At 72.7% G+C, this 14,813-nt stretch carries 15 protein-coding genes; 10 read left to right on the top strand and 5 right to left on the bottom strand.

Annotated features, from left to right (window positions below):
• Positions 1 to 18: 18 nt before the first annotated feature.
• Positions 19 to 999: a cation diffusion facilitator family transporter gene (locus N864_RS12190; RefSeq protein WP_051518510.1), complete on the bottom strand. Its 981-nt coding sequence runs from the start codon at positions 997 to 999 to the stop codon at positions 19 to 21.
• 80 nt (positions 1,000 to 1,079) lie between these two features.
• On the opposite strand from N864_RS12190, the gene N864_RS12185 reads away from it, so the two are divergent.
• The 5 genes from N864_RS12185 (at position 1,080) to N864_RS12165 (ending at position 7,348) form a co-directional block, all read left to right on the top strand.
• Positions 1,080 to 3,056: a cation:proton antiporter gene (locus N864_RS12185; protein WP_240474304.1), complete on the top strand. Its 1,977-nt coding sequence runs from the start codon at positions 1,080 to 1,082 to the stop codon at positions 3,054 to 3,056.
• Between the two features lie 65 nt (positions 3,057 to 3,121).
• Positions 3,122 to 4,135: a zinc-dependent alcohol dehydrogenase family protein gene (locus tag N864_RS12180; protein ID WP_034717027.1), complete on the top strand. Its 1,014-nt coding sequence runs from the start codon at positions 3,122 to 3,124 to the stop codon at positions 4,133 to 4,135.
• Positions 4,136 to 4,235: 100 nt separating this feature from the next.
• Positions 4,236 to 5,792 carry a phytoene desaturase family protein gene (locus N864_RS12175; protein WP_034717026.1) on the top strand — a complete coding sequence of 519 codons (1,557 nt, stop codon included), beginning with the start codon at positions 4,236 to 4,238 and terminating at the stop codon, positions 5,790 to 5,792.
• Positions 5,792 to 6,256 (top strand): SRPBCC family protein, encoded by a 465-nt coding sequence (locus N864_RS12170; protein ID WP_034717023.1) that lies wholly within the window; start codon positions 5,792 to 5,794, stop codon positions 6,254 to 6,256. Before N864_RS12175 ends, N864_RS12170 begins: the two co-directional genes overlap by 1 nt.
• Positions 6,257 to 6,295: 39 nt before the next feature.
• Complete coding sequence (locus tag N864_RS12165; RefSeq protein WP_034717021.1) at positions 6,296 to 7,348, top strand: pirin family protein; 1,053 nt, start codon at positions 6,296 to 6,298, stop codon at positions 7,346 to 7,348.
• A gap of 80 nt (positions 7,349 to 7,428) precedes the next feature.
• Here N864_RS12165 and N864_RS12160 read toward each other — a convergent pair whose 3' ends face one another.
• A complete protein-coding gene (locus N864_RS12160) occupies positions 7,429 to 8,184 on the bottom strand; it encodes an SDR family NAD(P)-dependent oxidoreductase (RefSeq protein ID WP_034717019.1) in 756 nt (251 codons plus the stop codon).
• Positions 8,185 to 8,215: 31 nt separating this feature from the next.
• Positions 8,216 to 9,382: an acyl-CoA dehydrogenase family protein gene (locus N864_RS12155; RefSeq protein WP_034717017.1), complete on the bottom strand. Its 1,167-nt coding sequence runs from the start codon at positions 9,380 to 9,382 to the stop codon at positions 8,216 to 8,218.
• A gap of 64 nt (positions 9,383 to 9,446) precedes the next feature.
• Between N864_RS12155 and N864_RS12150 the strand changes: the two genes are divergently transcribed.
• The gene (locus N864_RS12150; protein WP_051518509.1) at positions 9,447 to 10,055 is read left to right on the top strand and encodes a TetR/AcrR family transcriptional regulator; all 609 of its coding nucleotides are present in this window, start codon (positions 9,447 to 9,449) and stop codon (positions 10,053 to 10,055) included.
• Positions 10,056 to 10,293: 238 nt separating this feature from the next.
• The gene (locus N864_RS12145) at positions 10,294 to 10,809 is read left to right on the top strand and encodes a DUF488 domain-containing protein (protein ID WP_034717015.1); all 516 of its coding nucleotides are present in this window, start codon (positions 10,294 to 10,296) and stop codon (positions 10,807 to 10,809) included.
• A gap of 55 nt (positions 10,810 to 10,864) precedes the next feature.
• Here the strand turns inward: N864_RS12145 and N864_RS12140 are convergent, their stop codons facing one another.
• Positions 10,865 to 11,434 carry a COG4315 family predicted lipoprotein gene (locus N864_RS12140; RefSeq protein WP_051518508.1) on the bottom strand — a complete coding sequence of 190 codons (570 nt, stop codon included), beginning with the start codon at positions 11,432 to 11,434 and terminating at the stop codon, positions 10,865 to 10,867.
• A 171-nt stretch (positions 11,435 to 11,605) separates the two neighbouring features.
• On the opposite strand from N864_RS12140, the gene rocD reads away from it, so the two are divergent.
• The 3 genes from rocD (at position 11,606) to N864_RS12125 (ending at position 14,299) form a co-directional block, all read left to right on the top strand.
• The gene (gene rocD / locus N864_RS12135) at positions 11,606 to 12,823 is read left to right on the top strand and encodes an ornithine--oxo-acid transaminase (RefSeq protein WP_051518507.1); all 1,218 of its coding nucleotides are present in this window, start codon (positions 11,606 to 11,608) and stop codon (positions 12,821 to 12,823) included.
• A 52-nt stretch (positions 12,824 to 12,875) separates the two neighbouring features.
• Positions 12,876 to 13,574: a dienelactone hydrolase family protein gene (locus N864_RS12130; RefSeq protein ID WP_034717013.1), complete on the top strand. Its 699-nt coding sequence runs from the start codon at positions 12,876 to 12,878 to the stop codon at positions 13,572 to 13,574.
• Between the two features lie 92 nt (positions 13,575 to 13,666).
• Entirely contained in the window at positions 13,667 to 14,299 is a 633-nt protein-coding gene (locus N864_RS12125) for a hypothetical protein (RefSeq protein ID WP_034717011.1), read from the top strand.
• Here N864_RS12125 and N864_RS12120 read toward each other — a convergent pair.
• Positions 14,296 to 14,813: 2'-5' RNA ligase family protein (locus N864_RS12120; RefSeq protein ID WP_034717009.1), on the bottom strand; the 518-nt coding region annotated here is incomplete at its 5' end. The genes N864_RS12125 and N864_RS12120 overlap by 4 nt on opposite strands.

Below are 14,813 nucleotides of genomic sequence, written 5' to 3'. Positions count from 1 at the left end.
CGCAACCGGAGTTTGCGCTCAGTCGACGGTGAGGGGGGTGTCGCCGGGGGCGGAGAGGGTGATGAACGCCTTCTCGACCAGCTCGTGGGCCTCGATCCGCTCGGCGATGGCCTGGAGCCGGCCGGCGACCTGCGTCTCCGGCTGGTCGCCCGTGATGTCCGTCGCGGCGATGAGCAGCACCTTGCCCGGGCCGACGAACTCGAGGTGCAGGAAGGTGACCTTCTCGACGTCGTGGTCCTCCAGGAGGGCCTGCAGCGCCCGCCGCCGGACCGGCGGTGAGACGGCCTGCCCGACGAGGAAGTCGCGGTTGCGGTCGATGAGATAGACCGCGATGACGCCGAGGAGCAGCCCGACGAGGATCGAACCCACCGAGTCCCAGCGGGCATCGCCGGTCAGCTCGTGCATGCCGATGCCGCCGGCCGCGAAGAGGACGCCGACCAGGGCCGCCGCGTCCTCGGCGAACACTGCCCGGAGCGTCGGGTTGGACGTCAGGGCCAGGTAGCGCAGGGGGTGCAGGCCCGACTTGCGGGCCGCCTCGTGCGTCTGGCGCCGGGCCTGCAGGAAGGAGGTGCCCTCGAGGACGAACGCGAGCGCGAGGACGGCGTAGGCCCAGCCATAGCTCGTGTCCGGCTCCGGGTGGCTCCAGCTCTGGATGCCGTGCCAGATCGCGACGACCGACCCGGCGGTGAACAGGCCGAACGCCGCGAACATCGACCAGACGTAGGCCTCGCGGCCGTAGCCGAACGGGTGCGTCTCGTCCGGCTCCCGGTCGGAGGTCCGCTCGGCGACGAGCAGGAAGATCTCGTTGCCCGTGTCGGCCCAGGAGTGGGCGGCCTCCGCCACCATCGACGCCGACCCGGTGATGAACGCCACGACGCTCTTGGCGATCGCGATGAGGCAGTTGGCGCCGAGCGCGATGAGGACGGTGAGCGTGCTCTCGTCCCCCGCCTTGGCGGGAGACAGGGCGGCCTGCTCCTCCGCGCGTGCGTCGTCCGGCATGCCTGCCCTGTGCCCCGGGCGGCACGCCCCCAACCGCGCCGGTTTGCATCGCCCCGGGCGAAGTTGGAATCGTGGCGCGAATGCCCGGCATCCTCACGAGCACTCTGCATGCCCTGAGCAGCATCGGACCCGCGGGCTACCTGACCCTGGTGATCGCCGTCAGTGTCGTGTGCCAGTGGGTTGCGTGGCGGCTCGGCATCCCGTCGATCCTGCTGCTCCTGCTCGTCGGCTTCGGGATCGGCCAGGTCGTGCGCGCCGACGAGGTGCTCGGGCACGACCTGCTCTTCGACGGGGTGCGGCTCACGGTCGGCATCATCCTGTTCGAGGGCAGCCTGTCGCTGCGGTTCAAACAGATCCAGGACCTGCGCCACCCGGTGCGCCGGCTCTGCTCGACGACGGTGCTCGCGGCGTGGGTGATGATCACGGCGGCCGCGTGGCTGCTCGGCTTCGACCTGCGGGTGGCGCTGCTCGTCGGCGCGATCCTCGTCGTGACCGGCCCGACCGTCATCAACCCGATCCTCCGCTCGCTGCGGCCGACCCGCCGGGTCTCGTCGCTGCTGCGGTGGGAGGGCATCATCGTCGACCCGATCGGCGCGATCCTCGCCCTGCTCGTCTTCCAGGCGGTGCTGAGCGGCGAGGCGTCGCAGGCCTTCCCCGCCGTGCTCGTCTCGCTCGGCCGCACCATCCTCGTCGCGTTCGGCCTCGGGATCGGCCTCGGCGCGCTGCTCGAGGTGCTGATGCGCCGCCGCGCCGTCCCCGACTTCCTCCACGGGGTCGCGTTCCTCGCCGCCGCGACGACGGCCCTCGTCGTCTCCGACGCCCTGCAGCCGGAGAGCGGCCTGCTCACCGTCACGGTCCTGGGCGTCTTCCTCGGCAACCGGCCGAAGCTGCACCTCGAGCACGTCGCCGAGTTCAAGGAGCACCTCCAGGTGCTCTTCGTCGGGGCCCTGTTCATCGTCCTCGCCGGCCGGATCACCCCCGAGCAGCTCGTCGCCGTGGCACCGCGGGCGTTCGCGTTCCTCGCCGTCCTCGTCCTGCTCGTCCGGCCGGTCAGCGTGTTCCTCGGCCTGCTCGGCACCCGGGTCACCCGCAACGAGCGGCTCCTGCTCGCCTCGATGGCCCCGCGCGGCATCGTGGCGGCCGCGGTGACCAGCATCTTCGCGCTCGGCTTCGGGCAGGCCGCCGACTCCCTCACCCGGCAGGCCGCGAACGCCGGCTCGGCCGAGCGCTCGGGGCTCATCGCGGAGGCGGCCGAGCTCGACCGGCTCGCGGCCGAGGCGTCCCAGCTCGTTCCCCTCGTCTTCATCGTCATCGTCTGCACCGTCGCGATCTACGGTCTCGGGATCAGCCGGGTCGCCGAACGGCTCGGCCTCGCGTCGGCCAACCCGCAGGGCGTCGTCTTCGTGGGGGTCAACACCTGGGTCGTCGACACGGCGAAGCTGCTCCGCGACCTCGGCATCCCGGTCCTGATCGTCGCGCGCAACTACGCGAGCCTCGCCGGCGCGCGGATGGCCGGCGTGCCGACGCTCACGGCAAACATCCTCTCCGAGTTCGCCGTCAAGGACATGGACCTCGCCGGGATGGGCTACTTCATCGCGTGCACCCCACAGGACGAGATCAACGCGACGGCCGCCCGCGAGTTCCGCCGGGTCTTCGGCGGCGCACACAGCTACCAGCTGCACCGCGACGGACGCTCGACGGGAACCGGCAACGACAAGCGCGACACGGCCGGCCACCTCACCGCCCGCTACGCCTTCCTGCCCCAGTTGTCCCGGGCCGAGATGGACACTCGGATGACGTCCGGGATGACGATCAAGCGCACCACCCTCTCCCCCGCCTTCACGCTGGACGACTTCCGCGAGCGCTACGGCGACGAGACCGTCATCCTCTTCGTCCAGCGCTCGCCCGACACGATCGACGTCGTGCGCCCCGGCCTCAAGCTGCCGTTCGACGACGGCTCGGTCATCGCGATGGTGCGCGAGCCCAGTCCCGTCGGCGCGCGCGACCACGAGCGCGAGGTCACGTATGCCGCTCATCCGGCTCAGCGGCATACGTGACCTCCCTGCCCGGCTCCTCGCGAGCGGGGTTCGAGGGTGGGCACGAATGGGAAAGGATGACCCTCATGCGAGCAACGACGATCCACGGTCCCCGCGACATCCGCGTCGAGGAGGTCCCCGACCCCCGCATCGAGCAGCCGACCGACGCTGTCGTGCGGGTCACCGCAGGCTGCATCTGCGGGTCCGACCTCTGGCGCTACCGCGGCGAGAACGACATCAATGCCGGTGACACGATCGGCCACGAGGCGATCGGCTTCGTCGAGGAGGTCGGCGCCGACGTCCAGCGGTTCCGGCCGGGCGACTTCGTCATCATCCCGTTCTGCCACTGCGACAACACGTGCCCGAACTGCGCGGCGGGCGTCCAGTCCGCGTGCGTGAACGGCGGCGGCACCGTGAGCGGCCAGGGCGAGCTGGTCCGCGTCAACCAGGCGGACGGGTCGCTCGTGCGCACCGACCAGCCGAGCGAGAGCGTGATGCCCTCGGTCCTGTCCCTCACCGACGTCATGCCGACCGGCTGGCACGCCGCCGTCTCGGCCGGTGTCCGCCCCGGGATGACCGTCGTGGTCGTCGGCGACGGCGCGGTCGGCCTGTGCGGCGTCATCGCCGCCCAGCAGCAGGGGGCCGAGCGCATCGTCATGATGTCGCGGCACGCGGACCGGCAGCAGCTCGGCCAGGAGTTCGGCGCTACCGACATCGTCCCGGAGCGGGACGAGGCCGGCATCGAGGCCGTCTTGGACCTGACGAAGGGCATCGGCGCGGACGCGACCCTCGAGTGTGTCGGCACGGACCAGTCGATGCGGATGGCGTTCGGCCTGGCCCGGGCCGGCTCGACCGTCGGCTTCGTCGGCGTGCCGCACGGCGTGACCCTGCCGGTCGGGCGGATGTTCGGCAAGAACATCGGCCTGCGCGGCGGCGTGGCGCCGGTGCGGCGGTACGTTCCCGACCTGCTGACCCGCGTGCTCGCGGGCGAGATCAACCCGGGCCGGGTCTTCGACCTCGACCTGCCGCTCGACGATGTGGCGGAGGGCTACCGCGCCATGGACGAGCGCCGCGCCATCAAGGTCATCGTCCGGCCCTGAACCGCCTGCCACGACCCCGGCGGGCGCGTTCGCGCCCTGAGGGACTGGGTAGGTCTCCGGGGTCCGGGACCTCGGGTCCGACGAGCGGTGAGGGAGGGTCATGTCGAGCACGGATGCCGTCGTCATCGGCAGCGGGCCGAACGGCATGGTGGCCGCGAACCTGCTCGCGGACGCCGGCTGGGACGTCCTCATGGTCGAGGCACAGGGTGAGCCCGGCGGCGCGGTCAAGAGCTCGGACGACGTGCGCCAGGGGTGGATCCACGACACGTTCAGCTCGTTCTACCCGCTGGCGGCCGCCTCGCCGGTCATCCGGGGGCTGCACCTCGAGCAGCACGGGCTCGAGTGGGTCCACGCACCCGCCGTCGTCGGCAACCCGCTGCCCTCCGGCGAGTGGGCGGTGCTCCACCACGAGCGCGAGGAGACGGCCGCCTCGTTCGACCGGCTCTGCCCCGGTGACGGCGACGCCTGGCTCGCGCAGTGCCGACTGTGGGACCGGGTCGGTGAGCAGCTCATCGGTGCCATCACGTCCCCGTTCCCCCCGGTGCGCAGCGGCCTCGGCCTCGCCGCCCGGATGCCCTTCAACGGGGGCCTCGCCTTCGTGCGCCAGCTCCTCCTGCCGGCCCGCGAGTTCGGGATCGAGGCCTTCCGCGGCGAGGCGCCGCGCATCCTGCTCGCCGGCAACGCGTCGCACGCCGACATCGGCATGCAGACGCCGGGGTCGGGGTTCATGGGCTGGCTGCTCGTCATGCTCGGGCAGCACGTCGGCTTCCCCGTGCCCCGGGGTGGCGCCGGCGAGCTGACCAACGCCCTCGTGCGCCGGTTCACCTCCCGGGGCGGCCAGGTCCGCACGGCGACCCCCGTCGTCGAGGTCATCGTGTCCGGCGGCCGGGCCAGCGCCGTGCGCACCGCCGACGGCGAGGTCATCGAGGCCCGGCGGGCGGTGCTCGCCGACGTCAGCGCACCGGCGCTCTATGGCGGCCTCGTGCCGTGGGAGCACCTGCCAGCGAAGCTGCGCCGACGGATGGCGGGCTTCGAGTGGGACCCCGGCACGATCAAGCTGGACTGGGCCCTCGACGGGCCCATCCCGTGGGACCCGGCGCCCCCGGTGCAGCCCGGGACGGTGCACCTGCTCGACTCCGTCGACGCGCTCTCGGTGGCCGAGGCGCAGATCGCCACCGGCCGCGTCCCCGACCGGGGCATCATGCTCCTCGGCCAGATGGCGACGACCGACCCCACCCGCGCCCCGGCCGGAGCGGAGTCGGTGTGGGCCTACACCCACGTCCCGCACGGGGCGCTGCGGGGGGAGGTGTCCGACCCGGCGGTCGAGGCGATGGCCGACCACCTGGAGGCCCGGATCGAGGAGCACGCCCCGGGCTTCCGGGACCGCATCCTGACGCGCCGGATCCTCGGCCCCGACGAGCTCGAGTCCCGCAACGCCAACCTCGTCGGCGGCTCCCTCAACGGCGGGACCGCCAAGCCGCAGCAGGAGCTGATCTTCCGCCCCGTCCCCGGCCTCGGCCGCGCCGAGACCCCGGTGCGGGGCCTCTACCTCGCGTCGGCCGCCGCCCATCCCGGTGGCGCCGTGCACGGCGCCTGCGGCTCGAACGCCGCACGGGCCGCCTTGGCCCACGACCGAATCCGTCTCCGGAGGTCCTGATGAGCCGTACCGTCAAGCTGTTCCGCTGCTCACCCGAGCAGATCTTCAAGGTCCTCTCCGACGGGTGGAGCTATGCGTCGTGGGTCGTCGGTGCCTCCCGTATCCGGGACGTCGACTCGACCTGGCCGGCCAAGGACAGCCAGATCCACCACTCGGTCGGCTCCTGGCCCATCCTCCTCAACGACACGACAACGGTGGCCGCCATTGATGCGCCGCACTCGCTCACGCTGCGCGCCCGGGCCTGGCCGTTCGGTGAGGCCGAGGTCGTCATCGAGTGCGAGCCGGAGGGCCCGGGCGTCACGCGGGTGACGATGGTCGAGCACCCCGAGGGCGGACCGGCCAAGCTCCTGCCGCCGCCCCTCACCGACCCGGTCCTGCACGCGCGCAACTCGGAGGCGCTGCGCCGGCTCGCCTACCTCGCCGAGCGGGGCGGGCACGCGACGAGCCGCTCCTCCGCGGAGTAGGTCGGAGGTTCGGTCGGGTGACGGACTTACAGTCGAGCCATGAGCAACCTCGAGAAGAACCCCGCCGAGGTCATCTGCACCGGCCCTGAGCAGCCCGGCGCCCCGCCGACCGTGCTGCCCTACCGGGACGTCCCGCTCGGTGGGCCTCGGGCGATGACCGTGCGGCGCAGCCTGCCGCAGCGCGAGCGCAGCCTCATCGGCGCGTGGTGCTTCGTCGACCACTACGGCCCCGACGAGGTCGCCGAGACGGGCGGCATGGTCGTGCCCGGGCACCCGCACACCGGGCTGCAGACGGTGTCGTGGCTCTTCACCGGGCAGATCGAGCACCGCGACACGACCGGGGCCCACGCCCTCGTCGTGCCCGGCCAGATGAACCTCATGACGGCCGGCTCGGGCATCGCCCACTCGGAGTTCTCCACGCCCGCGACGACCACGCTGCACGGTGTCCAGCTGTGGACCGCCCTGCCCGAGCAGCACCGGCACACCGCCCCACGGTTCGAGCACTACGAGCCGCCGGTGCTCGAGGTCGGCGCCGCGCGCGTCCTCGTCTTCCTCGGCTCGCTCCTCGGCCAGACCTCTCCCGTGTCCACCTTCAGCGAGCTCGTCGGGGCCGAGATCACGCTGCCTGCCGGCGCGTCCCTCGAGCTCGACGTCGACCCGGCCCACGAGCACGGGTTCCTCTGCGACACCGGCACGCTCACCTCGGGTGGCGCGGTCGCGAAGCCGGGGGAGATCGTCTTTCACCCGACCGGGGAGGCTCGGCTCACACTGGAGGGCAGCCCGACGGAGCAGACCCGGGCCCTGCTCATCGGGGGTCGCCCCCTCGGCGAGCAGATCGTCATGTGGTGGAACTTCATCGGCCGCAGCCACGACGAGGTCGTCGGCTTCCGCGCCGACTGGCAGCGGGAGCGCGGCGCCTGGGAGGGCGAGCGGGAGGGCGAGCGGGAGGCCGCGGCCGAGCGCGAGGGCGGCCACAGCGGCATACCTGCTGACGGGAGCCCGCCGTCCCGCTTCGGGAAGTTCCCCGAGGCGTGGGAGACGACACTGCCCGCGCCGACGCTGCCGAACGTGCGGCTGCGCTCGCGCGGCTGACGCCCCCTCCCCTCCCCCGGTTCGAGGTAATTACCGGACGGTGCTGCCCGGCGATCACCTCGAACCGGAGTCAGCGAAGGTCAGCGGGGCGCCATCCGCAGGGCGCCGTCCATCCGGATGACCTCGCCGTTGAGGTAGTCGTGGTCGACGATCGCGAGGGCGAGCTGGGCGTACTCCTCGGGGCGGGCGAGCCGCTGCGGGAAGGGCACCCCGGCCGCGAGGCCGGCGCGGAACTCGTCGGAGACGGTCGCGAGCATCGGGGTCTCGACGATGCCCGGGGCGATCGTCATGACCCGGATGCCGTACTGGGCGAGGTCGCGCGCTGCGGGGAGGGTGAGCCCGACGATGCCACCCTTGCTCGAGCTGTAGGCCGCCTGCCCGACCTGGCCGTCGAAGGCCGCGATCGAGGCGGTGTTGATGATGACGCCGCGCTGGCCGTGCTCGTCGGGCTCGGTCTGCGAGATCGCCTCGGCGGCGACCGCGAGGACGGTGAACGAACCGATCAGGTTGACCTGGATGACCTTCGCGTAGAGGCCGAGGTCGTGCACGCCCTTCTTGCCGAGGATCCGCGCTGACGGCCCGATGCCGGCGCAGTTGACGACGACCCGCAGGGGGGCACTCGAGCTGGCCTGCGCCACGGCCGCTCGGACCTGCTCCTCGTCCGTCACGTCGGTGGCGACATAGGTCACGCCGGGGACGGACGGGCCGGCCTGCACCGCTGCCGGCAGGTCGAGCGCGTAGACGGCGGCGCCCTTGTCGGCCAACGCCTTCGCCGTCGCGGCACCGAGTCCGGACGCGCCCCCGGTGACGATGGCGGCGGTGTTGTCGAGCTGCATCAGACGTTCTCCTGCTTCTGCTGGGTTCGGTTCACTTCTGGACGGTGATCGCGCCGGCTGGCTTGCGGAGCGAGCGGCTGATGACGAGCCGCTGGATCTGGTTGGTCCCCTCGAAGATCTGCATGACCTTGGCCTCGCGCATGTAGCGCTCGACGGGGAAGTCCTTCGTGTAGCCGTAGCCACCGAGGACCTGGACGGCGTCGGTGGTGACCCGCATCGCGTTGTCGGTGGCGACGAGCTTGGCGATCGAGGCCTCGCGGCTGTAGGGCAGCCCCTGGTCCTTGAGCCGCGCCGCGTGGAGGGTGATCGCGCGCGCCGACTGCACGGCGGCCTCCATGTCGGCCAGGACGAACGCCAGCCCCTCGTGCTCGATGATCTTGCGGCCGAAGGCCTCTCGCTCCTCGGCGTAGGCCACGGCCCGGTCGAGCGCGCCCTGGGCCAGTCCGGTGGCGCAGGCGGCGATGCCGAGCCGGCCCGCGTCGAGACCGGCGAGCGCGATCTTGAGCCCTTCACCCTCGTCACCGAGACGGCGCTCGGCCGGGACGCGGACGTGGTCGAAGCGCATCGTCGCCGTCGTCGAGCCCATCAGGCCCATCTTGTGCTCCGGCGGGTCGGCGGTCAGGCCCTCGGCGTCGGCCGGCACGAGGAAGCAGGAGATGCCGCCCCGGTCGTCGGAGGTGCGGGCCAGGACCTTGTAGTAGTCGGCCTCGCCGCCGTGCGTGGTCCACGCCTTGGCTCCGGTGATGACGTAGTCGTCGCCGTCGCGGACGGCGCGGGTCGTCATGGCGGCCGGGTCGGAGCCGGCATGGGGCTCACTGAGGCAGTAGGCGCCGAGCAGCTCTCCGCCGAGCAGGTCGGGCAGCCACCGCTGCCGCTGCTCGTCCGTGCCCCGCGTGGCAAGGCCGAAGCACGAGAGGGCGTGCACGCTCGTGCCGACCGCGACGCTCGCCCAGACGCTGGCCAGCTCCTCGAGCACCTGGAGGTAGACCTCGTAGGGCTGCCCGCCGCCGCCCTCGCTCTCGGGGTAGGGCAGGCCGAGCAGACCCAGCTGGCCGAGCTGCCGGAAGACCTCGCGCGGGAAGGTGCCGGTCGCCTCGGCCTCGGCCGCCCGTGGCGCGAGCTCCTCCGTGGCGAACTCGCGGACCAGCCGGATCAGGTCGGCGGCCTCTGGGGTGGGCAGCACACGCGCCGCGGGCATGGGATCTCCTCGAGGTGAGTACCAAAGGCGGGTTCAGAGTACCAGTATTGGTATCGTCGAGACCATGACCGCGACATCCGGCGACCCAGTGGGCACCGCTCCCCTGACCGCCCGCACCCGGGCCCGCCGCGACGAGGTCCTCGCCGACCTGCGGACCCTCTTCCTCGCCGAGGGGTTCGCCGACCTCACCATCGCCGACCTCGCCGAGCGGCTGCACTGCTCCCGGTCGACGCTCTACCTCGTCGCCGGCAGCAAGGAGCAGATCGTCGTCGCGACCGTGCGTTCCTACTTCAAGACGGCCGCCGCGTCCATCGAGCGCCGCCTCGCCCCCGAGCGCGACCCGGTCGCCCGGCTCCGGCTCTACCTCGACGCGGTCGCCGAGGAGCTGTCGCCGGCCTCGCCGGCCTTCCACCGGGACGTCGCCGCGTTCCCTCCCGCTCGGGAGGTCTACCGCCAGAACACGGGGTATGCCGCTCAGCGGGTGCGCGCTCTCATCGACGAGGGCGTCGCAGCCGGCCGCCTGCGACAGGTCGACGCCGCGTTCGTCGGGGCCGCGGCGGGCGAGGTCATGACGGCGATCCAGCGGGGCGCCATCGCCGCCGCCACCGGCCTCGACGATGCAGCGGCCTACCGGCAGCTCGCCGACCTGCTGGTGCACGGCCTCGCTACATGAGCCTCTCGAGTCGGCTCCCAGAGGCTGTCCCGGTCCGCGAAGGCGCGGGCGGTCGCGCCACCCCCCGGAGGTACCACCAGTGACGACGACGACAGGCTTCATCCTCCGGGCCTACCCGCGGCCTCGCGCGGCCGATCGAGACGGCTGACCGGCGCCGGGCCGAGCTGACCGGCACGTAGGGTCGGCGCATGGAGCCATCGGAGCCGCAGCAGGCGCAGCAGCCGGAGGAGCCTCAGGCGTGCTGATTTACACGATCGGTCACTCGACGCGGCCGTTCGACGAGTTCGTCGCGGTGCTGCGCGCCCACGCCATCGAGGCGGTCGCGGACGTCAGGACCGTGCCGAAGTCGCGCCACAACCCGCAGTTCCACATCGACGCGTTGACCCGGACGCTGCCCGAGGCCGGCCTGGGCTACGTGCACCTTCGCGCCCTGGGCGGCCTGCGCCACGCACGCCCCGACTCGCCCAACGCCGGGTGGCGCAACGCCAGCTTCCGCGGCTATGCCGACTACATGCAGACGCCGGAGTTCGCGGCCGGCCTGGCCGAGCTGCTCGCCCTCGCGGCCGAGAAGCGCACCGTCATCATGTGCGCGGAGGCGGTGCCGTGGCGGTGCCACCGCTCCCTCGTCGGAGACGCCCTGCTCGTGCGCGGCCACGAGGTCATCGACATCTACGACAAGCGCACGGCGAAGCCGGAACGGCTCACCAGCTTCGCCGTCGTCGACGGCCTCGAGGTCACCTACCCGGCCCCGTGAGCTGCGTGACGTGTGCGGGGCCGGGTCGGTGGCCTCGTGCCGTCCGCCGGACGGGTCAGTAGCCGTTGCCGTAGCCACCGCCCCCGCCGCCGCCGCTGCTGCCACCGCCGCTGTTGCCACCGGTCGGCGCGGCCGTCGTCACCGGGGTGCCGGCGGCCGTCAGCACGTGCCAGATGCCCTGGAAGTTCTGCCCCGCGACGGAACCGGGCCCGCTGTCGCCCGCGTAGTAGTAGAGCGGCCAGCCATCGAGGGTCAGCTGCGCCTTGCCGCCCGGACCGGTGATGGTGCCCACCTTGCCGGTGATGCCGGTCAGCCTCGGCATCGACGACGCCTCGTACGCCGGCGGCCAGAGTGAGAGGCAGACGCCGGCGCAGGCACTGGACGTCGTGCCCTGGGTGTCCTTGTCGTACTTGTAGAGCGCGCGGCCGTTCCCGTCCGTGACGACGGTGCCGGCCGAGGTCGACCTGGTCATCAGGGCGGAGACGGTGCCGATGGTGCTGCCGCTCGCGCTCGCGCCGCTGCCCGCCGCCGGCTGGGCGGCGGTGCCGTTGCCGCCGTAGCTGCTGCCACAGGCGGCGAGGAACACGCCGAGCGTCACGGTCGGCAGGACTGTCCGAAGTCGCATCGATCCTCCTGGTTGCTCGTCGCCGGTCCGGGTCGGCCGGCGGCCTCACGACCGGTACACGTCGCACGCGACCGTGAGGTTCACCGGGGCGGGCCTCGGCTCGGGTGTGAGCACGGGCACGAGGTGACCGGTTCGCTTGTCGGACCGGCGAGGACGGGAGACAGTGAGGTCATGGACGCACCCGAGGCCACGAGCCAGTCGCACGAGCACCTGTCCCTCGCCGAGGAGTGGATCGCGGCGAACTACCATCCGCTCCCCGTCGTCATCTCGCACGCGGAGGGGGCCTGGGTCACCGATGTGGACGGGCACCGCTACCTCGACGCGCTGGCCGGCTACTCAGCGCTCAACTTCGGGCACCTGCACCCGGCCCTCGTCGGGGCCGCCCACGAGCAGCTCGACCGGCTCACCCTGACGAGCAGGGCCTTCCACTCCGACCAGCTCGGACCGTTCTGCCGTGACCTCGCGGCGCTCGCCGGCAAGGAGCTCGTGCTGCCGATGAACACCGGCGCCGAGGCCGTCGAGACGGCGATCAAGACCGCCCGCAAGTGGGGCTACGAGGTCAAGGGCGTGCCGGACGGCGCGGCCCGCATCATCGTCATGTCCGGGAACTTCCACGGCCGGACGACGACGATCATCAGCTTCTCCGAGGACCCGGACGCCCACGACCACTACGGGCCCTACACGCCCGGCTTCGACATCGTGCCGTACGGCGACCTCGAGGCCCTCGAGGCGGCGATGACCGACGAGACGGTCGCGGTGCTCCTCGAGCCGATCCAGGGCGAGGGCGGGGTCGTCCTCCCGCCGGCCGGCTACCTGCGGGCGGTCCGGGCGCTGACCCGTGAGCGCAACGTCCTCATGCTCGCCGACGAGATCCAGTCCGGCCTGGGCCGCACCGGCACGACCTTCGCGTGCGACCTCGAGGACGTCGTGCCCGACGTCTACATCCTCGGCAAGGCCCTCGGTGGCGGGATCGTGCCCGTGTCCGCGGTCGTGGCGGACCGGTCCGTGCTCGGGGTCTTCACACCGGGCAGCCACGGCTCCACCTTCGGCGGCAACCCCCTGGGCGCGGCGGTGGGTCGGGCCGTCGTCGGCCTGCTGCGCACCGGCGAGTACCAGGAGCGTGCGGCCCACCTCGGCAAGCTGCTCGACGAAGGGCTGCGCGGCCTCGTCGGGCGCGGCGTCGACGCGGTCCGCGTGCGCGGCCTCTGGGCCGGGGTCGACATCACGCCGTCGGTCATGACCGGGCGGGAGGCGTGCGAGCGGATGATGGAGCTCGGCGTGCTGATGAAGGACACCCACGGCTCGACGGTCCGTCTCGCCCCGCCGCTCGTCATCGGCGAGGACGAGGTGCACCTGCTCGTAGACAGCTTCGCGAAGATCCTCCCGTGACGCGTCGCTGAGCTGCCCCACCGGTGCGCCACCGACCGACATACTGGCGCCCATGAGCGAACGCGTCCACGTGCCCACCGAGTCCGGGGAGATGCCCGCGCAGCTGTGGCTGCCGGCGGCGGGCACCGGTCCCGGCATCGTGCTGTGCCAGGAGATCTTCGGCCTGAGCCCCTACGTCGTCCAGCGGGCGGAGGACCTCGCCGCCCTCGGCTACGTCGTGCTCGCCCCGGAGTTCTTCTGGCGCCTCGGGGTCAGCACCGTCTCGGAGCAGGACGGTGGGCTCGAGCGCGGGATCGCGCTGGCGAACCAGCTCGACTGGCCACTGACCGTCCGGGACGGCGTGGCGGCGGTGCAGTGGCTCCGAGAGCGCGACGAGGTGACCGGGCCGGTCGGCCTGCTCGGGTTCTGCTTCGGCGGCGGGCTCGCCTTCAACGTCGCGGCGAAGGAACCGGTCTCGGCCCTGGTCAGCTACTACGGGTCGGCGCTGCCCATGCTCCTCGAGCTCGCGCCCAGGGTGACGGCGCCGAGCCTGCACCACTTCGGCACCGCCGACTCGTTCATCGACCAGGAGTCGGTCGCGAAGGTCCGGGCCGCCGTGACGGCGTCACCCGCGACGGTGTTCCACGAGTACGAGGGCGCCGACCACGCCTTCGACAACCCGGACCTGCCGTGGCACCACCCGGACGCCTCGGTGCTGGCCTGGGACCGGACCGTCGCCTTCCTCCAGGAGCACCTCCCCGTCGGGAGCTGACGCGTGGCCGAGTCCGGTATCAGGGTCGAAGCAGGGTTGAACCGGGGTCGTCCCCCATGGGGGAACTGGGCTGTTCCCGGAATGCTCGAAGCATGGCCCTCCCGACCCTGCCACCCCGGGTGGCGCAGCCTCAGCGACCGCCCCTGCCGACGGCGACGACGTCTGCCACGCTGCCCGACGCAGCCCGCGACCTCGTGCTCACCGCGCCGATGCTCCTGTTCGCCCACGGGATCCTCGTCTGGCTCGACGACCTCGGGCAGCACGGGCGCAGCGGCGTCATCTGGTTCCTCGCGCAGGCCGCCCTCATCGCGTCGGCGTTCAGCTTCGTCGGGCTGGCGGCCGGGCTGCGCCACGTCACGGCGACCACTGCGCCGCGAGGGCGGCGGGGCGCCGCCGCCGGTGCACTCCTCGCGGCGATCGTCGGCACCGGGCTCACGACGTGGGTCGCCCTCGTCCGCGGGGTCGGCGGTGGCGCCGCGACGGCTGGGGCCCCGCAGTGGCTGCTCGCCGGCGGACCGGTCCTGCTGGTGACGGCGCTCGTCGCCCTGATCGCGCTCGCGGTGCCGACGCTGCGCCTGCCCCGTCGCAGCCTGGCCCTGGCCGCGACCGGAGCGGCCCTGCTCGCCACCCCCTTCGACCTCATCCCGCTCGCCGGCCTCGTCATCCTGCTGGCCCTCGAGCCGCTGCTCGGCAGCGGCCCGGCCCCGGGCGACGTTGACCGCTAGAGCACGTGCGGCAGCGGCCAGGCCTGGCCCGTGGAGCTGTCGATGATGATCGCCCGGTTGACCGTGACGGTGAGGGGCAGCACGTCGGCGACCGCCTTGACGACGATGGGCAGCTGCGAGCCGGTCGCGCCCGTCGCGAGCGAGACGTGCGGCACCCACGACCCCGGCTCGTAGTGGTGGTGCAGCACGCCGCCCGTGCGCGCCACCGCGGTCGCGACGGCCTCCTGGCGCCGCGCGATGTCGACCGACACGGCCGGCACGAGCGCGGCGCGACCGCGCGGGAAGGCGACGGTCCCGTGGAAGCTCAGCTCGAACGGTTCAGCCGGCGGCAGGTCCGCGAGCGCGTGGCGCACCCGGTCGAGGTCCCACTCGAGCAGGACCGCGTAGGACAGGTGCGGCAGATGCCGGCCGTGGGTGTGCGACTGGAGCGTGCGGATCCCGCTCTCCTCGAGTCGCGCCCAGAGCTCCCGCATGAGGCGGTCACCTCGACGGTCGAAGAGCAGACAGACGGCCA

Source organism: Intrasporangium chromatireducens Q5-1 (assembly GCF_000576575.1).
GTDB lineage: Bacteria > Actinomycetota > Actinomycetes > Actinomycetales > Dermatophilaceae > Intrasporangium_A > Intrasporangium_A chromatireducens.
Note: the sequence above shows the minus strand (reverse complement) of the source record. Positions and strands in the feature narration are given on the sequence as shown.

Bases quoted from the DNA above. Each gene is read 5' to 3' on its own strand.
- N864_RS12190 (WP_051518510.1), bottom strand. From the start codon at position 999: ATGCCGGACGACGCACGCGCGGAGGAGCAGGCCGCCCTGTCTCCCGCC.
- N864_RS12185 (WP_240474304.1), top strand. From the start codon at position 1,080: ATGCCCGGCATCCTCACGAGCACTCTGCATGCCCTGAGCAGCATCGGA.
- N864_RS12180 (WP_034717027.1), top strand. From the start codon at position 3,122: ATGCGAGCAACGACGATCCACGGTCCCCGCGACATCCGCGTCGAGGAG.
- N864_RS12175 (WP_034717026.1), top strand. From the start codon at position 4,236: ATGTCGAGCACGGATGCCGTCGTCATCGGCAGCGGGCCGAACGGCATG.
- N864_RS12170 (WP_034717023.1), top strand. From the start codon at position 5,792: ATGAGCCGTACCGTCAAGCTGTTCCGCTGCTCACCCGAGCAGATCTTC.
- N864_RS12165 (WP_034717021.1), top strand. From the start codon at position 6,296: ATGAGCAACCTCGAGAAGAACCCCGCCGAGGTCATCTGCACCGGCCCT.
- N864_RS12160 (WP_034717019.1), bottom strand. From the start codon at position 8,184: ATGCAGCTCGACAACACCGCCGCCATCGTCACCGGGGGCGCGTCCGGA.
- N864_RS12155 (WP_034717017.1), bottom strand. From the start codon at position 9,382: ATGCCCGCGGCGCGTGTGCTGCCCACCCCAGAGGCCGCCGACCTGATC.
- N864_RS12150 (WP_051518509.1), top strand. From the start codon at position 9,447: ATGACCGCGACATCCGGCGACCCAGTGGGCACCGCTCCCCTGACCGCC.
- N864_RS12140 (WP_051518508.1), bottom strand. From the start codon at position 11,434: ATGCGACTTCGGACAGTCCTGCCGACCGTGACGCTCGGCGTGTTCCTC.
- rocD (WP_051518507.1), top strand. From the start codon at position 11,606: ATGGACGCACCCGAGGCCACGAGCCAGTCGCACGAGCACCTGTCCCTC.
- N864_RS12130 (WP_034717013.1), top strand. From the start codon at position 12,876: ATGAGCGAACGCGTCCACGTGCCCACCGAGTCCGGGGAGATGCCCGCG.
- N864_RS12125 (WP_034717011.1), top strand. From the start codon at position 13,667: ATGGCCCTCCCGACCCTGCCACCCCGGGTGGCGCAGCCTCAGCGACCG.